The sequence below is a fragment of the Bacillus lumedeiriae genome (assembly GCF_044891285.1).
GTDB classification, from domain to species: Bacteria; Bacillota; Bacilli; order Bacillales; family Domibacillaceae; genus Pseudobacillus; species Pseudobacillus lumedeiriae.
The window spans coordinates 110,423-126,257 of the sequence record NZ_JAUIYO010000003.1 but is presented as its reverse complement, the minus strand read 5'-3'; the positions used below and the strand labels follow the sequence as shown (position 1 = coordinate 126,257).

Below are 15,835 nucleotides of genomic sequence, written 5' to 3'. Positions count from 1 at the left end.
AATGTTATAATCGCTCGAAAAATCAATTTGTTACATTTTGTAACTTAGTATAAAAATAAATCAAATGTATGTCAAGTAACAAAGCTTATAAAGATGAAGAGATTTCTTCTTTAAGAGAAAAGGGCTATAATAAAAAAATAAAGAGGTGAAGAGGATGAATGATTTTCAGCTTTGTCCCAAGTTTGAAAAGGGGATGCAGATGCTTGGAAAACGATGGACTGGATTGATTATTAATCAGCTTCTTTCAGGTTCGCAGCGGTTTTCAGAGATCAAAGCGGGGCTGCCGATCAGCGGAAAGCTGTTGACGGAGCGACTGAAGGAAATGGAAGAGGAAGGGCTTGTTACTAGGAAAGTGTATCCAGAAGTGCCTGTACGGGTGGAATATACATTAACGGAAAAAGGAAAGGCGCTTGCCCCGATTATGAAAGAAATTTCAAAGTGGGCGGAGGAATGGGTTGAAATTAGGGAGCAAGACGGAGCAAGTTCTGATTAAAAAGAAAGAGGTGGATCATGAGTTCACCCGAAAGAGGCCAAACATAAAAACACATGGACATTTTCATGATGAAAAGCCATGTGTTTTTATCTAGCGGCTAATTGTCTCCCTAGAACGAATTTGCTGCTTTCTTAGTTGTCATGCAAGTCATCTGTAGAATCACTTAGAGCAACAGCCGAGTTCGCGACTTCTTCAGAAGCGTGTTCGATTTCCTCGACAATGCGGTTAAGCTGTTCCATTTCGTCTTCGATGAGGTGATTTTGCTGCTTCGTATTGGCGATTAATTCGAGCAATTGATTGAAGTCTTCCCCTGTTTTTTCCATACTGTCGATTCCTTTAGCCACTAATTCATTGACCTTATCGACGGATTGGCTCATTTGTCCAATCAGACCGTTTGTTTTCATGATATGATCAGAAACGTTAGCGGTGGATGTTTTCGTCTGATCCGATAATTTGCGGATCTCTTCGGCAACAACGGCGAAGCCTTTGCCGTATTCTCCAGCGCGTGCAGCTTCAATCGAAGCATTTAATGCCAGCAAGTTTGTCTGGCCGGCAATATTGCCGACGATCGTGATGACTTCTGTAATGCTAGATGCGATATGGTTTAACTCCGTTGAAAATGTATGGATATCCGTCACTGCTGTTTGGATATCTGTCAGCTGTTCTTCTTGTTCTTTTAGCATTTTCTGACCTTTTAAGGAATGATTGGCGGATTCATCTGCAAGCGTCATGCCGTCTTTTGAGATTTGTAAAATTGAATCCGATTTCATGCCCAATTCTTTTAAGGAAGCGCTTGTTTCCTCCGAAATAGCTGCAAGCTCTTGAGAAATCGAGTGAACCCTTCCTATCAGTATCTCCTTCTTTTGCTGAGCTACCGCACGGATGCGTTCCTCCTCATTTTCATAGGCTTCAAGGACGAGCTGCTGCTCAAGGTTTAACAGTTTAGAGACAGAGGATATTTCTTGGAACTTTTCATCAGCTGTTTTGTCCTGGCGGAAGATCACGTCTGTAAGAAGGTTGAAAAGTTCCTGGAAAGCAGACATATACCATTTGGTTTTTAAGCCGATGCGTACATGTACATAGGCAATACGAAGCCGCTTATTAATAAATTCATCATCAATCTCTCCGTTAAATAATTCCCAAATATGCTGTCTTAATGTTTTTTTCAGCCGTTCGACGCTGCTATGATTCTGAATAATATCGAGCAGATTTGGCTGTTTAATAATCGTATCATAAAAAGTGGTTACAATGCTGTCGAGGTTCTTTTCCACGAGAGGCTGCAATGCCTTAACGGTCGTCAAATCTTTTTCTGTCAAATGGATCATATCCAGTTGATTAGAAAGGCTGCTTTCAGGGCGTACAGACAGACGCCCAACAGCTGAAATAGAAGCTGCTAACTCGATTTCAGCTGTTTTCTTTGCTTTTGTTCTGAAAAATATCATAATCCCACTCCTATAGCCCCATCAATTATACGACAGGATTCCATCGCTCTTTTAAAAATAACCTTATCTTACATATCGGAAGTTTACGAAAAATATTTACATAGGAAAGAGAAATGTTCACTTTATTTTTGAAAATTAAGGAAATAGTGAATTCTTTTGTAAGAAGGCGCTTGCGCTTTTCTTGTTCAGCTGCAGCGCCTAGCCCCTCGGGTCAAATAACCTTCCCCCAATGAAGCCAAAGAGCGGCTTCTTTGATTGAAGAACATTTGCCTGTCGGGGCTGAACGAGACGCTTGTGCTTTTCTGTTGTCCAGCTCCGCCTCCTTGGGGCTCGAGGTCATATGCCAGTCCGACTGCATGGCTGAAAAGCGCCCTTTCGTCAGTCTGCCATATGCTTGTCGCCCCAGAACAGTCGGCTCCGCTTTTCTTTTCTTCTTAATTCCGTTTTGTCTGCATATAGTATAGAAAGAGATAAAGGGGCGTTGAGGGTGAAGATTAGAGAATTTATTACGAATCCTTATATTTTTATTGTCTTGGGTATATGGCTTCTCACTTCTTTTCTAACGATGTTTTATATTAGTTGGACGCTGGCTGTTGTTGCATTTGCGGGTATTATTTGTTTCTTTTTTTACATTACCGCGGTTTATCGCTTCGTCCTTTATAAAGGCATTTCGTGGCTTGAAAGAAGGGAAGATGACCTCTTTATGTCACTTTGGTATGCCTGGCCTGTGTATGTTCTTTTATCGATTACTATTTTTTTACTCGTTGGTGAACTGTGGGCGCTCGCTTATGCAGCTGGGGGAGCAGCGGGGATCCTGTCGGGTGAGCTTTGGCAATTTGGCCGAGTAGGAAAAAAGAAGAAAGAGCAGATGAAAAAAGAAGCCTAGTGAATGAGTGGGAAGAAAACAGTTTAATGATCGAGTATTTAAAGGGAAGACGGAGCAGCTTGGTATGTGGTAAATGTTCTCAGGCACTCCCATTAAGCTCGATGGACATAGGTTTGCAGTCAAAAGAACGCCCTGGCATCAATGCTAGGGCGTTTATTATTGATTAAACAGACTGCAAAAACGATACAACTTGCTCTGGAGATTTAGCATTGGCGCTGTGAAGGTGAGCCTGCTTTTCAGCGTTTTGGAAAATTAAAAGGCTTGGGATGCCCATAACATCGTATTTTTCAGCGACTTCCGGAAATTCATCGCGGTCGACCTCGTACCAATCGTATTGATTATACTCAGCGATAATGTCGCCGATAAACATATCCATGCGGGTACAGTCGGGGCACCAGCCAGCCGTGAATTTCATGATGACCGGTTTTTCTTGTGAAATTAGTTGTTGAAATTGCTCTGTGTTTTTAATTCTTTCCATTTCTCATTCTCCTTCAATTATGATTCTGTTTTCTATTGTAGCCGTTTAAAGAGGTTTTAGACAATTAAAACAATTGAACGAGCGGGAAAAGGCCGCCCGCAGTGGAAATCAACAGAGGGATTTAACAAAGCCGTTGGAATAGAAAATCAATTATGGGAACTATTTTTCTTCCCTTTGCCCGACCATATACTGTTGTGAAATGACACTTTAACGTTATAATGTAAGAAGTGTAATTTTATAAGAAAGAGGCATCCTTCCATGAATTCTCCAAACCAAAACTCCAGCCGCATTGATTACGGATTGATTCTTATATTGTTAATGATGTTCATTACGAGTTGTATTGCGATTTACAGTGCCCAGACGACCGGCCAGTATGGCAGTAACTTCGTGATGAAGCAAATATTTTACTATATTGTGGGGATTGTTATTGTCTTTGTCGTCGTTCGCTTTGACTCTGATCAATTGATGGGTGTTTCTTGGTATTTGTACGGGCTTGGTATTATGATGCTGGCTTTTTTAATTGTAGCTCCATCAAGTATTGCTCCGGTCATTAATGGGGCGAAAAGCTGGTATCAGATTCCAGGGTTTTCACTGCAGCCGTCGGAATTTATTAAAGTCTTTTTAATTTTAACGCTTTCCCGTGTGCTGATTATCCATCATCAGAAGAATCCAGTAAAGACGATTCAGTCTGATTTATGGCTGCTCGTTAAGTTGGGGCTTGTGACGATGTTTCCGCTTCTGCTCGTTATGCAGCAGCCCGATCTTGGAACATCGCTCGTGTTCCTATCTATCTTGCTCGGCATGATTTTTGTTTCAGGCATTACGTGGAGAATCTTGCTGCCGTTGTTTGGTTCGGCCATCGTATCTGCTGCCGGTATTTTATACATGGTGCTTTGGCATCCGCTCATTTTGGAAAAATACCTTGGCGTTAAGCAATACCAGTTTGGGCGGATTTATTCGTGGCTTGACCCTTATACTTATGAAAGCTCTACTGGTTTCCATTTGACGAGATCGCTGCTTGCGATCGGGTCTGGGCAGACGATGGGAAAAGGATTCGGCTACCGTGAAGTGTATCTGCCGGAAAGTCATACCGACTTTATTTTCAGTATTATCGGCGAAGAATATGGATTCATTGGTGCCAGCATCGTTGTGAGTCTTTTCTTTCTGCTGATCTATCATATTACGAAGCTTGCTTTAGGCACGAAAATCCCTTACTACACATATATGTGTGCCGGCGTTATTGCGATGATTACGTTCCATGCGTTCCAAAATATCGGTATGACGATTGGACTTTTGCCGATCACAGGGATTCCGCTTCCATTTATTAGCTATGGCGGGAGCTCGCTCATGGGAAATATGTTCGCTATTAGCCTGATATTTTCTATAACCTTTAATGAGCGGCACTATATGTTCTCATCAGACGACTAGCGGGCTGTTTGTTCGTTTCATTACAAAAGATTGATCTAACGAGAAAGGTTTCTCGTCTGGATCAATCTTTTTTTGATGGATCTGGATAAAAAAGAGAGCCATTTAGATCATATACGGATGAAATCGGCTGATACATGATGTCATCGATTTAAAAATAGTCATGTTTCGTAAGGTGGACTACTGCCTTCTGATGATTCCGATGAATAATAACTAAAAATTTTAATTCTTTAGTCGATAAAAGGAAAGAGCAAACTTTTTGACAATCATCATAGAACATAGGGGGAAACAGATATTGAGATGGAATTCGATTCGAACGAAACTGCTTGTGATCTCTGTCGCTTTATTGCTCATTCCAAGTCTAGTGATCGGGATAACAGCTTTTTTCAGTTCCAAAAATAATCTGAATGAAGTTGGAGAGACAACGTTAAAAAATGGGGTGCAGATGGCACTGCAAATCATTGACTCTCTCAATCAACAAGTAGAAAATGGCAGCCTGACGATGGAAGAAGCGCAGGAGCAGGCAAGAGTGTATTTAATTGGACCTAAAAATAAAGAGGGAATAAGAGAGCAAACAAGTCCAGTTGACCTTGGTGAGAATGGCTATTTTAATGCCTTTGATGAACAGGGAAGAGACGTAGCCCACTATTCTGATGAAGGGGACGACTCATGGGAAGTAGCTGATGTAAACGGAAGTCTTTTCGTTCAAGAGGTGATTCATAAAGCCCAAAATGGCGGAGGATATACGACCTATGAATGGAAAATTCCTGATGATCCGAAGAAGACTGGGGAAAAGGTCGTGTATAGCGCCCTTGACCCGAACTGGGGCTGGGTCGTGGCAGCTGGAACGTATAAGATGGATTTTAATAAAGGAGCCAATCAAGTTCTAGTTATTATTGCAATCACGATTGCTGCAGCCACAATCATTGGACTTGCTGTGATTATTTTGTTCACAAGATCTTTAACGAAACCGCTTCATTTAGTAACCGAGCATGCCAACCGGTTAGCCGATGGTGATTTAACGGTAGAGGCCCTGCGAATTAAGAATAAAGATGAGATTGGGACACTGGCAAAAGGCTTTAATATGATGGCGGCGAATATGAGAGAAATTATCCTGGCGGTTGAACAATCGATTCGGCAGGTTGGCGACTCTTCACAAAATTTAAGCGCCATTGCTGAAGAAACATCGGCTTCAAGCGAAGAAGTCGGCAGTGCGATTCACGAAATTGCGAGCGGAGCCGCTAAGCAGGCTGAAGATGCTGAAGCGTCTAACTTGAAGATGATTGACTTTACCGCACAAATGGAAGCGGTTCAACGACAAAATGAAAAAATGACGGAGAAAAGCAAGGCAGCCAGCGAAGCAAGCCAGGCTGGTCTAGAGCAAGTAAACAGCCTGCAATTGAAGTCAGAAGAAACGAATCAACTTACTCAATCGGTCGCAGAAGTGATGACCCGTCTGTCTGATAGGGTGAAAGAGATTGAAAGTGTTATTGCAGTAATTCATGCGATTTCTGATCAAACCGATCTGTTAGCGTTAAATGCGTCGATTGAAGCGGCAAGAGCCGGAGAGCATGGAAAGGGCTTTTCTGTGGTAGCAGAAGAAGTAAGAAAGCTTGCAGAACAATCTGCTAAGGCGACAGGGGAAGTCCAGCAGACCTTAACGGGCATCATTCAAGAAACGGAAAAAGCTTCTAAAGCGATTGAATTGAACCAAACGTTAACAGCGGAACAGACAAAGGCTGTGACAGAGACAGAACAAGCCTTTCAACTCATTGCTGCTTCTATAGAGGATATTGTTTCATCTATTCATGAAGTTGGCTCGGAAATGAAAGCGATGGGGAGTCATAAAGAGGAAGTGCTGCAGTCGATCGAAAGCATTGCAGCGGTTGCTGAGCAATCAGCTGCTTCCACTGAAGAAGTGACAGCTTCCATGGAAGAACAGCTGCGGGCGATCGCTGCCATTGCAGACTCTGCTGAGCAGTTAAATGAAGCCGGCGAGGAACTGAAACAGAAGATTTCTAAATTAAGACTATCTTAAAAACGTTTATAGAACACTTAATCTACCAAGAACAGAATGAAGCAGAGGGCGGCTCCATGGTTTGGCTTCACTCACGATGTATTGTATGGTTGAATACTAAACACTCAACCATACAATACATCGTTGTGGAAACAGACATTCTAAATTTGAGCCGGCCTCTTTCTGTAGTGAAGCGGGAAAAGGGAAGATTAGATTGACAGAAAAGTTCACATGGCCGGTTCCTTGTTAATTATTATTGTCTTCCAGGTAATTAGACATCAAGTCCTGTACCTCAGATTCGACAGCTTTAAGGTGATCTTCCTCTAAAGTGCGTTCAGGGTGTGGATGGAACCAACTGATTTCCTGTTCATGGAAAAGACCCTGGTACTCGTTCCCTTGAATATTGAGTGTGAACTGATGACGTTCATGTACTTGATCTTCAAATAGTGGCTTGACCTCAAAATCTTCAAAGTTCTGATTACTGTCCTCCAAATGATCGCTCATCAAGTTATGCACCTTAGATTCGACAGCTTTAAGGTGATCTTCCTCCAGGCTGCGTTCAGGGTGTGGATGGAACCAGTTAATTTCCTTTTCATGAAAAAGGCCTTGATATTGGTTCCCTTGAATATTGAGTGTGAACTGATGACGTTCATGCACTTGATCTTCAAACAATGGCTTGACCTCAAAGTCTTCAAAATTATGATTATTGTCTTCCAAGTGGTCAGTCATCAAGTCGTGCACTTCAGATTCGACAACTTTAAGATGACCTTCCTCTAGACTGCGTTCAGGGTGTGGATGGAACCAGCTAATTTCTTTTTCATGGAAAATTCCTTGATATTGATTTCCTTGAATATTGAGCGTGAACTGATGACGTTCATGCACTTGATCTCCAAACAATGGTTTTACTTCAAAGCTTTCAAGCTGAAGACTTTCGCCCCCCAAGTCGCCGGTCATCAAATCATGCACCTTAGATTCGACAGCTTTAAGGTGATCTGCTTCCAGGCTGCGTTCAGGGTGTGGATGGAACCAATGAATTTTCTCATCGTGGAAAATTCCTTGATATTGGTTTCCATGAACATTCAGTGTGAACTGATGACGTTCATGCACTTGATCTTCAAACAGTGGTTTTACCTCAAAATCTTCAAACATGATGAAAGCCTCCTTAAATATAATTGTTTTTTAAGTTTACCCTAAAGGACCTTAGATATTCTCCGTTCTTCAGTCCAACTTAAGATAATCAGAGGAAAATAATAGTGAGTATACCTTCCTCATTTCGTTTGTATCTATAGTATAGCCGCCCTAATTTAAAGAAAAAGAAGGGGAAGTTTAAAATTTCCTTAGAAAATCTTAGTCAGTGTCCTTTGTTTCAAATGTAATGGCTTCAATTTCTCCAGTGTAGGCGTTAATGACGACAGTGGCTTCTTTTGTTTTTGATTGATCGATATCCACTTCGTACACAAGTTGTCCGTCTTCATCGTCCAAATCTACTTCAATAATAGTGCCGGTGACTTTTTCTAGTGCTATATTTTTAGCTTGTTCTTCTGTAATAGGTGTACTAGGAGCAGAAGGGGTGGAATCCGTGCTCTCTTTTTCGTTGGTGTTTTGAGTGACGAGAGGTTTTTTGTTATTCATTTTTTGTTTTGTAAAAGAAAGAACTTCGCCTGTTTGTCCATCTACAGTCACCTTATAAGGAATTTGATCTTTAATGATTGTCAGTTTATAGATTGGTTGATCATTTTCTTGGTCACTGTCGATCTCCTCGACAGCAGCGCCATATTTTTTCTGAATCATATGGCTGACTGTTTCTTCTGAAAGGAGGGATTCCGAGCGATTCACTGTTTTTGTTACACTATACCAGCCGACGGTGCCGACGAGGAGAATGAATAACACACCTGCAACTAATTTTTTCATACGCTGTTCACCTCTTGTATGATAGAAAAATTCAGTGGAACGAACTAAAGTGTCAGACTCTTATGAAACAGTTCTATGTTCAAGATGTGTAACATGTCAAACAGGAAATGTCAGCGTAACCGTTGTGCCTTTTCCCTCTTCGCTATCAATATGAATCTCGCCATTATGGGCAGCGACAATTTTTCTTGCAATAGAAAGCCCTAATCCTGATCCTCCAGTTTCTCTCGTTCTTGCTTTATCTACACGGAAAAACCGTTCGTATACATGGATTAAATCCTCTTTGGGAATGCCTACTCCATAATCGGTAATCGCTAGGAACAGGGAGGACTTACTCCGTGTAATGGCAATGTCAACCGATTCTTCACTATATTTAAAGGCGTTATCTATTAAAATGTACAGAAGCTGTTTTGTTTTTTTTTCGTCTGCCATAATGATTGGATCATCTGTATGTACATGTATGGAAATTGAACGCTGAAAGGCTTGTTGTAGATGCTTTGCTGTTTGGCGGCAGACAGCGGCTATATCTACTTGTTCGATACTCATTTGCCACTGAGATTCCCCCTTTGCCAGTAAAAGCATTTGTTTTATCAATTGTTTCATCCGAATCGATTCAGAATGAATGGCTTCTATTGCTTCTTCCAAAATATCAGGACGTTTCATTCCCCAGCGCTTTAACATATTTGCATAGCTTTCTATGACCGTGAGCGGTGTTTTTAACTCGTGCGAGGCATCAGATACGAATTGTTCTTGCTTCTTATAATTTTCCTCTAATAAATCCATCATGCTATTAAATGTATTAGCCATTTGATCGAGTTCGTCTTTTGAAGATGTATTGCGTATGATTTTTTTAAATGTCCGCGATTCTTGAATTTCCTCCATCGTTTGAATGAGTGATTGAATCGGAAGAAGGATGACTCGGCTTAGGATTTGGCCGCCAATGATGGTTGGAATGAAAATAAGAAGGGACGCAGCGATCAAAATGACCCTCAAAATTTTCAAAGAATGTTCTACATCTGTCAAATGCTCCGTTACTTCAAGTGAAACAACATCACCATTGTTCCAAATTACTGGTGTGTGAATCACTGCATATAAATGACGATCATGATGAATGACATCCGCTTTTTCACCTGATTCGTACGAAAAAGGGAGGTTCTGTAAATGAATTTGTTCTTTAATGGCTACAAATAGCGGTTTTCCCCGTAGAGGAAGAATTCGAATCATTCCATTAAGAGGCAAATAAGCCCGCAATAGATTTTCTGTGCTAACGGAAGTATTAGCTGTTTGCTTTAGGCCCTCTGTCATGTTTTCAGTCTCTGCTTTAAGGTGCTCCATCGCATTATTTGTCATCGTCTGTTTGAAAATAAAGTAAATTGAACCATTAGCAACGACTAAAAGCGCAAAAAGTAAAATGGTAGATGTAAGTATGATTTTTGTTTGAAGTTTCATTTTTTATTCCTTTAATATATATCCAACACCGCGAACGGTATGAATATAAGGCTTTGAAAATGGTGAGTCGATCTTTTTACGCAAATAACGAATATACACATATACCACGTTTGTATCGCCATAGTAATCAAATCCCCATACATTTGTTAATAGTTGATCGAAGGTTAAGACCTGATTTTGATTTTTCAATAAGTACACGAGTAAATCATACTCTTTTGGAGTTAATTCAATCGGCTGCCCGGCTCGATACACTTCACGTGTTTTTTCTTTTACGATTAACTCTCCAAATTCAAGCGAATCATCCGTTTTGTCTACGGAAGGCGGGTGGCGCATCCATACACGAATGCGTGCAAGTAACTCTTCAATTTGAAAGGGCTTCGTAATGTAATCATTGGCGCCTAAGTCCAGTCCGCTGACTTTATCAGGCAGGGCATCGCGCGCTGTTAATAAGATAACAGGTACATGGCCGTCGGCTGAACGAATGCGCCTCAACACTTCAAGACCGCTTAATTCTGGAAGCATGACATCTAATAGAAGCAGGTCCCAATCTTCTTGTTGAAATAAAGAAAAACCTTCCATCCCAGTGTGGGCAGTTTTTGTTTCGTACCCTTCATACTCCAGCTCTAATTGAATAAGACGTGCAATTTTAGCTTCATCTTCCACGATTAAAATTCTTCCTTTATTCATCTATGATTCCCCCTTTTATATCAAATAGTAAGGGCTTTTTCTGAAAAAGCCGCTGGGCTGTCTCCAACTAATATAAGACCGCCTTGGGATGAAGGAAATCTCTCGAATGATCAAGTTTGTTACAACTTGGGAAGAACCTTCCTGGCACTTAAGACGAGCCATGTACTGAGAACAAAAGGCATCGTCAAAGTGGGAAGCCCATACGGTAAAAGCCAAGTAGCTACACTTGCTGTGAGCGGTACTGTCAAACAAGCGGCAATCACACCCGAGAGTGGTGCCAAGCGATGACGATCTTCATTAAATACTACAGATACAGCTAAAATCGCTAATATGGCATTATATCCGTAAAGCCCCTTATAAATCAAAGTATGCTCCCCGCCTAGTGCATACGACACGAGCAAAGCAGCCGCATTTCCTGCCACAGCATAAAGGCCGAGCTTCCATCCAGCCCAAAATACCGCAATAAAAAGCAGAATCCCAGATAAAATACTGTGGAGAAAGAAAGCTTGTCCGATTCCGTTGAGAGCTCCTTCCATCCAATCTATCTTTCCGGTTATGTCCAGCTCCCAATGAGATAAATCTTGGGGAACTAGGCCAGTAGTTAATTGGAAAGTCTTTAACCGGTAAGAAACGAGCAGCAGAAACCATGTCAGTATAATGAAAGGAAAGGTAAGAACCGGTATTCCTGTCTTTCCCATTAGGTGCATCATAGCAGCTGTAAAGACTGCTGCAATTGCAGCTCCGGCAAGCGCGATAATCCACTGATAAGGTCCAGTGAAAAACAAGATCAGCGCAATTCCTGTCAGTACAGAGTTATATCCAAATAACCCTTGATTCACGCTGTTTTCATCGGCTCCCCCTAATTTTCCAATGATCGTTCCTATCAAAGCCGATAATAGAGTAATGATACCTAAAGCATAAGACGAAGTTGTAATTGCCAATAGAATGATAAAACCAGTAACAGCATTTTCAATCAATATAACTTGAGAAATTCCCTTCAGCGATGCCGAGAGAAGAGAAAAAAGCGGCCCTTGATTGTAAAGTTTGTGATTGTTTAGCATCATGATCTCTCCTTTTTCTAACTTTTGTTATCATTCCTCCTTCATGGCCTTTAATATACGTTGTTAGAAAGACTTAAACCCATACTGGGATTCATGGTTTTTAGAGCACCTATTTGTGATTGTCGACAAAGCAAGTGAAATGTGTACACGTCGCAAACTAAATTCTACTGACAAGTGTCTTGTCAGTGACTTGATTTATTGTGCGAAATTGTTTACAATCCACTATGTATTCCTCCTCGGTTACAAAATACGAGTAATTTCGCCAAAGTTTTACAATCTCCGCAACATACTAAGAGGACTCACCTCAATCCAAGTTAACCTTATGAATAAAGTTTTCAGTAGCAGTTTAAATAATTATATGATGGGCCATTCTTATGAAAGGATGTGTTGAATCAAAACAAAAATTAATTTCACCTCGGTAATGTTTTATTGAGGAGGTTTTGTTTATTTCGTTACTACATAATTTAAGGAGGCTTTACGATGCAATTATTACCCCGTGAAATAGACAAGCTCATGATTGTAGTAGCTGCTGATCTTGCTAAACGACGGAAAGAAAGAGGTTTGAAATTAAATTACCCGGAAGCTGTAGCACTTATTACTTACGAAGTGCTGGAAGGCGCACGAGATGGAAAAACAGTTGCTCAATTAATGGAATATGGTGCAACGATTTTGTCCCGCGAAGATGTCATGGAAGGCATTCCAGAAATGCTTGATGATATTCAAGTCGAAGCGACTTTTCCCGATGGAACAAAGCTTGTGACAGTGCATAGTCCAATTAGATAAAAAGGAATGGGAGGCATCATCCATATGGAACCGGGACAATTATTTTTAAAAGAAGAAGAAATCGTTTGTAATGCTGGAAGAACAACATCCAAACTTTTTGTGACGAATACAGGCGACCGGCCCATTCAAGTGGGGTCTCATTTTCACTTTTATGAGGTAAACGAGGCGCTTCAATTTAGTAGAGAGGAAGCTTATGGGAAACGATTGAACATTCCAGCAGGTGCAGCTGTTCGTTTTGAACCTGGGGATGAAAAAGAAGTCGAATTGGTGGATTATGCTGGAGAACGCCGCGTGTATGGCTTTAACAATAAAGTCGATGGATCGTTAGAAAGAGAGGGCGAGCAATGAGTTTTAACATGTCGAGAAAGCAATATGCTCAAATGTACGGACCAACTACAGGTGATTCTATACGCCTCGCGGATACAGACATCATTATTGAAATTGAGAAAGATCATACCACGTACGGTGACGAAGTCGTATTTGGCGGCGGGAAAGTGATACGTGACGGGATGGGAGAGCATCCTCTTGTGACACGAGGAGATGGAATACCGGATACCGTCATTACGAATGCAGTAATCTTTGATTATACTGGCATCTATAAAGCAGATATTGGCCTTCGCGATGGGAAAATCGCCGCAATCGGAAAAGCGGGTAATCCGTTAATCATGGACAATGTGGATATTGTGATTGGAGCGGGTACAGAAATTATCGCCGGAGAAGGAATGATTGTGACGGCCGGTGGAATCGACACTCATGTTCACTTTATTAATCCAGAACAGATTAGAACGGCACTAACTTCAGGTCTTACTACTCTAATCGGAGGAGGAACGGGTCCTGCTGCAGGATCGAAAGCGACAACCGTTACACCAGGTGAATGGAATATGCATCGAATGCTCCAAGCAGCGGAGGGGATGCCAATTAATGTTGGATTCACCGCGAAAGGACAAGCTGCTACTGAAGAGCCGCTTGCAGAACAAGTGCGTGCAGGTGCCATTGGATTGAAAGTTCATGAAGACTGGGGAGCTACAGCTTCCGCTCTGGATCATGCATTAAGTGTAGCTGAAAAGTATGATGTACAGGTCGCTCTTCATGCCGACACCTTAAATGAAGGCGGATTTATGGAGAACACGATGGCAGCTTTGAAAGATCGCGTCATTCATATGTATCATACAGAAGGTGCAGGCGGCGGACATGCTCCCGATTTAATTAAATCAGCGAGCTTTATGAATGTTCTGCCATCGTCTACTAACCCGACGTTACCATATACGGTGAATACGATCGATGAGCATCTTGACATGTTAATGGTGTGTCACCATTTAAATCCATCTATTCCTGAAGACCTTGCTTTTGCCGATTCGCGTATTAGACGTGAAACGATTGCTGCAGAGGATATACTCCAGGATATGGGAGTATTTAGTATGGTAAGCTCCGATGCACAGGCAATGGGGCGTGTCGGAGAAGTTGTTTTACGCACGTGGCAAACAGCAGACAAAATGAAGAAACAGAGAGGGATCATGCAAGGAGACAGAGAGCTCTCGGATAATAACCGTGCGAAGCGCTATATTGCCAAGTATACAATCAATCCAGCCATCACTCATGGTATTTCCGAATACGTTGGTTCAATCGAAGTAGGGAAAATTGCTGACCTTGTTCTTTGGAATCCAGCATTTTTCGGTGTAAAACCCGAAATGGTTCTTAAAAATGGATTGGTTGTAGAAGGGTTGATGGGGGATGCAAATGCGTCTATTCCTACACCACAGCCGATTATCTATCGCCCAATGTATGCGTCGGTTGGAAAAGCTTTGTCGAAGAGTTCTATTACGTTTATTTCTCAAGCCGCTTTTGATGATCACGTACCTGAGAAGCTTGGTTTGGAAAAAATGATTCTTCCGGTTCGCGGCATTAGGAAATTAACGAAAAAGGATATGAAGCTGAATGCTGAAACGCCAGAAATAACTGTCGATCCACAAACTTATGAAGTAAGAGTAAACGGAGAGCTTATTACATGTGAACCAGTGGATAAAGTACCGATGGGGCAACGATATTTCCTGTTTTGAGGTGAATGTATTGATAGTTGAACATATCGTAACAAATATTGAAAGCATGGAAAGAGAAGAGATTGAGAAACGACACATCGAAAAAGTCTATCTTGAAAGCGCTGATTTAGTGAAGCGGATTCAAAGAGTAAAGACAGATCATGGCAAAGAAATGGGCATTCGCTTAAAAGCTCCGCGTGACCTTGTCGCCGGTGATGTTCTATATATGGATGATAAAAATCTCATTGTCATAGATGTCTTATCCGATGATTTATTAGTAATCAGTCCGCGCAGCCTGAAAGAAATGGGAACCATCGCCCACCAGTTAGGGAATCGCCATCTTCCAGCCCAATTTGAAGAGAACGAGATGCTTGTTCAGTACGATTACCTTGTGGAAGAATTGCTGCAAGAACTGCAAATCCCTTATAAACGTGAAGACAGAAAAGTTAAACAGGCCTTTCGCCATATCGGGCATAGTCATGGATAGAAACGTTCTTTCATTATTTCAACTATGCGATTCTAACTTTCCAACGGGAGCGTTCAGCCATTCATATGGTCTTGAGACATATATTCAAGAAGATCAAGTTCACGACCAACAATCGTTTTTACAGTGGCTTTATGTTTACTTAAACGAGCAGCTCATTTATTCGGATGGGCTTGCTTGTCATCTCGTATATGAAGCGCTGGAAAAGGAAGACTTTCAAAAAGTATGGAAGCTGGATCGAATGCTGACCGTGCAGAACTTGCCGCGAGAAACGAGGGAAGGTACTCAAAGGATGGGCGAGCGGATGGTAAAGCTCGTAGAAACCTTATATGATGTTCCTATTTTGACACAATACGGAGAACGGATAAAGGACAAGCAGTCATTTGGCCATCCAGCCATTGTTTTTACGATAATAGGGCACTATCTAGGCGTTTCAACAACAACTACTACGTTATATTATTTGTACTCGGTTGTTTCGAGTCTTGTGCAAAATGCCGTACGGGCGATTCCTTTAGGACAAACGGCAGGACAGAAAATCATTCAAGAGATTCAAGAGGCTTTAGTTGATGCAACAGCAAAAATTCAGACTATAGATGAAGAAGACTTCGGTATCGTTTCTCCAGGGTTGGAATTATCTCAAATGCAGCATGAACGCGTGAATATTCGCATTTTCATGTCTTGATATT

16 protein-coding genes and 2 pseudogenes are annotated in these 15,835 nt (G+C 41.5%); 10 read left to right on the top strand and 8 right to left on the bottom strand.

All coding sequences use genetic code 11. The annotated features are described in order from the left end of the window. Nucleotides 1–154 precede the first annotated feature (154 nt). Nucleotides 155–493 carry a winged helix-turn-helix transcriptional regulator gene (locus QYG89_RS06795; protein ID WP_404315912.1) on the top strand — a complete coding sequence of 113 codons (339 nt, stop codon included), beginning with the start codon at nt 155–157 and terminating at the stop codon, nt 491–493. A gap of 131 nt (nt 494–624) precedes the next feature. Here the strand turns inward: QYG89_RS06795 and QYG89_RS06790 are convergent, their stop codons facing one another. Then, a complete protein-coding gene (locus QYG89_RS06790) occupies nt 625–1,176 on the bottom strand; it encodes a methyl-accepting chemotaxis protein (protein WP_404316200.1) in 552 nt (183 codons plus the stop codon). Between the two features lie 216 nt (nt 1,177–1,392). Next, nucleotides 1,393–1,935: pseudogene (locus QYG89_RS06785) on the bottom strand (protoglobin domain-containing protein); the annotation flags it as partial. A gap of 487 nt (nt 1,936–2,422) precedes the next feature. Here QYG89_RS06785 and QYG89_RS06780 point away from each other — a divergent pair. Continuing rightward, nucleotides 2,423–2,821 (top strand): hypothetical protein, encoded by a 399-nt coding sequence (locus tag QYG89_RS06780; RefSeq protein ID WP_404315910.1) that lies wholly within the window; start codon nt 2,423–2,425, stop codon nt 2,819–2,821. Between the two features lie 163 nt (nt 2,822–2,984). Here the strand turns inward: QYG89_RS06780 and QYG89_RS06775 are convergent, their stop codons facing one another. Further along, a complete protein-coding gene (locus QYG89_RS06775) occupies nt 2,985–3,299 on the bottom strand; it encodes a thioredoxin family protein (RefSeq protein WP_404315908.1) in 315 nt (104 codons plus the stop codon). 258 nt (nt 3,300–3,557) lie between these two features. Between QYG89_RS06775 and QYG89_RS06770 the strand changes: the two genes are divergently transcribed. From QYG89_RS06770 to QYG89_RS06760, 3 genes and pseudogenes are all read left to right on the top strand, one after another. Beyond that, nucleotides 3,558–4,727: an FtsW/RodA/SpoVE family cell cycle protein gene (locus QYG89_RS06770; RefSeq protein WP_404315906.1), complete on the top strand. Its 1,170-nt coding sequence runs from the start codon at nt 3,558–3,560 to the stop codon at nt 4,725–4,727. A gap of 325 nt (nt 4,728–5,052) precedes the next feature. Then, nucleotides 5,053–5,820: pseudogene (locus QYG89_RS06765) on the top strand (cache domain-containing protein); the annotation flags it as partial. A gap of 351 nt (nt 5,821–6,171) precedes the next feature. Then, on the top strand, nt 6,172–6,762 hold the full coding sequence (locus tag QYG89_RS06760; RefSeq protein ID WP_404316199.1) for a methyl-accepting chemotaxis protein: 591 nt from the start codon (nt 6,172–6,174) through the stop codon (nt 6,760–6,762). A 225-nt stretch (nt 6,763–6,987) separates the two neighbouring features. On the opposite strand, the gene QYG89_RS06755 is transcribed toward QYG89_RS06760, so the two are convergent. The 5 genes from QYG89_RS06755 to QYG89_RS06735 all read right to left on the bottom strand — a co-directional run bounded on the left by QYG89_RS06755 (nt 6,988) and on the right by QYG89_RS06735 (nt 11,849). Continuing rightward, nucleotides 6,988–7,890 carry a DUF5342 family protein gene (locus QYG89_RS06755; protein ID WP_404315904.1) on the bottom strand — a complete coding sequence of 301 codons (903 nt, stop codon included), beginning with the start codon at nt 7,888–7,890 and terminating at the stop codon, nt 6,988–6,990. 198 nt (nt 7,891–8,088) lie between these two features. Continuing rightward, on the bottom strand, nt 8,089–8,652 hold the full coding sequence (locus tag QYG89_RS06750; RefSeq protein ID WP_404315902.1) for a PepSY domain-containing protein: 564 nt from the start codon (nt 8,650–8,652) through the stop codon (nt 8,089–8,091). 96 nt (nt 8,653–8,748) lie between these two features. Beyond that, nucleotides 8,749–10,098, bottom strand: coding sequence for a sensor histidine kinase (locus QYG89_RS06745; RefSeq protein WP_404315900.1), 1,350 nt, complete (start codon nt 10,096–10,098; stop codon nt 8,749–8,751). A gap of 3 nt (nt 10,099–10,101) precedes the next feature. Further along, nucleotides 10,102–10,785 carry a response regulator transcription factor gene (locus tag QYG89_RS06740; protein ID WP_404315898.1) on the bottom strand — a complete coding sequence of 228 codons (684 nt, stop codon included), beginning with the start codon at nt 10,783–10,785 and terminating at the stop codon, nt 10,102–10,104. 119 nt (nt 10,786–10,904) lie between these two features. Further along, nucleotides 10,905–11,849, bottom strand: a complete 945-nt coding sequence (locus tag QYG89_RS06735) for an urea transporter (protein ID WP_404315896.1) — start codon at nt 11,847–11,849, stop codon at nt 10,905–10,907. A 477-nt stretch (nt 11,850–12,326) separates the two neighbouring features. Between QYG89_RS06735 and QYG89_RS06730 the strand changes: the two genes are divergently transcribed. Genes QYG89_RS06730 through QYG89_RS06710 form a run of 5 tightly spaced genes read left to right on the top strand, consistent with a single transcriptional unit; the run spans nt 12,327 to nt 15,831 of the window. Continuing rightward, on the top strand, nt 12,327–12,629 hold the full coding sequence (locus QYG89_RS06730) for an urease subunit gamma (protein WP_404315894.1): 303 nt from the start codon (nt 12,327–12,329) through the stop codon (nt 12,627–12,629). A gap of 24 nt (nt 12,630–12,653) precedes the next feature. Further along, a complete protein-coding gene (locus QYG89_RS06725; RefSeq protein ID WP_404315892.1) occupies nt 12,654–12,977 on the top strand; it encodes an urease subunit beta in 324 nt (107 codons plus the stop codon). After that, nucleotides 12,974–14,686, top strand: coding sequence for an urease subunit alpha (ureC, locus tag QYG89_RS06720; RefSeq protein ID WP_404315890.1), 1,713 nt, complete (start codon nt 12,974–12,976; stop codon nt 14,684–14,686). Before QYG89_RS06725 ends, ureC begins: the two co-directional genes overlap by 4 nt. A gap of 10 nt (nt 14,687–14,696) precedes the next feature. Continuing rightward, nucleotides 14,697–15,152, top strand: a complete 456-nt coding sequence (ureE, locus tag QYG89_RS06715) for an urease accessory protein UreE (protein WP_404315888.1) — start codon at nt 14,697–14,699, stop codon at nt 15,150–15,152. After that, nucleotides 15,145–15,831, top strand: a complete 687-nt coding sequence (locus QYG89_RS06710) for an urease accessory protein UreF (RefSeq protein ID WP_404315886.1) — start codon at nt 15,145–15,147, stop codon at nt 15,829–15,831. The genes ureE and QYG89_RS06710 overlap by 8 nt, the downstream gene beginning before the upstream one ends. Nucleotides 15,832–15,835 lie beyond the last annotated feature (4 nt).

What these genes read in the sequence shown, in the direction of transcription:
- QYG89_RS06710 (WP_404315886.1), top strand. Translation starts at nt 15,145, where the DNA reads ATGGATAGAAACGTTCTTTCATTATTTCAACTATGCGATTCTAACTTT.
- QYG89_RS06790 (WP_404316200.1), bottom strand. Translation starts at nt 1,176, where the DNA reads ATGCTAAAAGAACAAGAAGAACAGCTGACAGATATCCAAACAGCAGTG.
- QYG89_RS06730 (WP_404315894.1), top strand. Translation starts at nt 12,327, where the DNA reads ATGCAATTATTACCCCGTGAAATAGACAAGCTCATGATTGTAGTAGCT.
- QYG89_RS06750 (WP_404315902.1), bottom strand. Translation starts at nt 8,652, where the DNA reads ATGAAAAAATTAGTTGCAGGTGTGTTATTCATTCTCCTCGTCGGCACC.
- QYG89_RS06770 (WP_404315906.1), top strand. Translation starts at nt 3,558, where the DNA reads ATGAATTCTCCAAACCAAAACTCCAGCCGCATTGATTACGGATTGATT.
- QYG89_RS06775 (WP_404315908.1), bottom strand. Translation starts at nt 3,299, where the DNA reads ATGGAAAGAATTAAAAACACAGAGCAATTTCAACAACTAATTTCACAA.
- QYG89_RS06735 (WP_404315896.1), bottom strand. Translation starts at nt 11,849, where the DNA reads ATGATGCTAAACAATCACAAACTTTACAATCAAGGGCCGCTTTTTTCT.
- QYG89_RS06745 (WP_404315900.1), bottom strand. Translation starts at nt 10,098, where the DNA reads ATGAAACTTCAAACAAAAATCATACTTACATCTACCATTTTACTTTTT.
- QYG89_RS06795 (WP_404315912.1), top strand. Translation starts at nt 155, where the DNA reads ATGAATGATTTTCAGCTTTGTCCCAAGTTTGAAAAGGGGATGCAGATG.
- QYG89_RS06760 (WP_404316199.1), top strand. Translation starts at nt 6,172, where the DNA reads ATGACCCGTCTGTCTGATAGGGTGAAAGAGATTGAAAGTGTTATTGCA.
- QYG89_RS06740 (WP_404315898.1), bottom strand. Translation starts at nt 10,785, where the DNA reads ATGAATAAAGGAAGAATTTTAATCGTGGAAGATGAAGCTAAAATTGCA.
- ureC (WP_404315890.1), top strand. Translation starts at nt 12,974, where the DNA reads ATGAGTTTTAACATGTCGAGAAAGCAATATGCTCAAATGTACGGACCA.
- QYG89_RS06755 (WP_404315904.1), bottom strand. Translation starts at nt 7,890, where the DNA reads ATGTTTGAAGATTTTGAGGTAAAACCACTGTTTGAAGATCAAGTGCAT.
- QYG89_RS06725 (WP_404315892.1), top strand. Translation starts at nt 12,654, where the DNA reads ATGGAACCGGGACAATTATTTTTAAAAGAAGAAGAAATCGTTTGTAAT.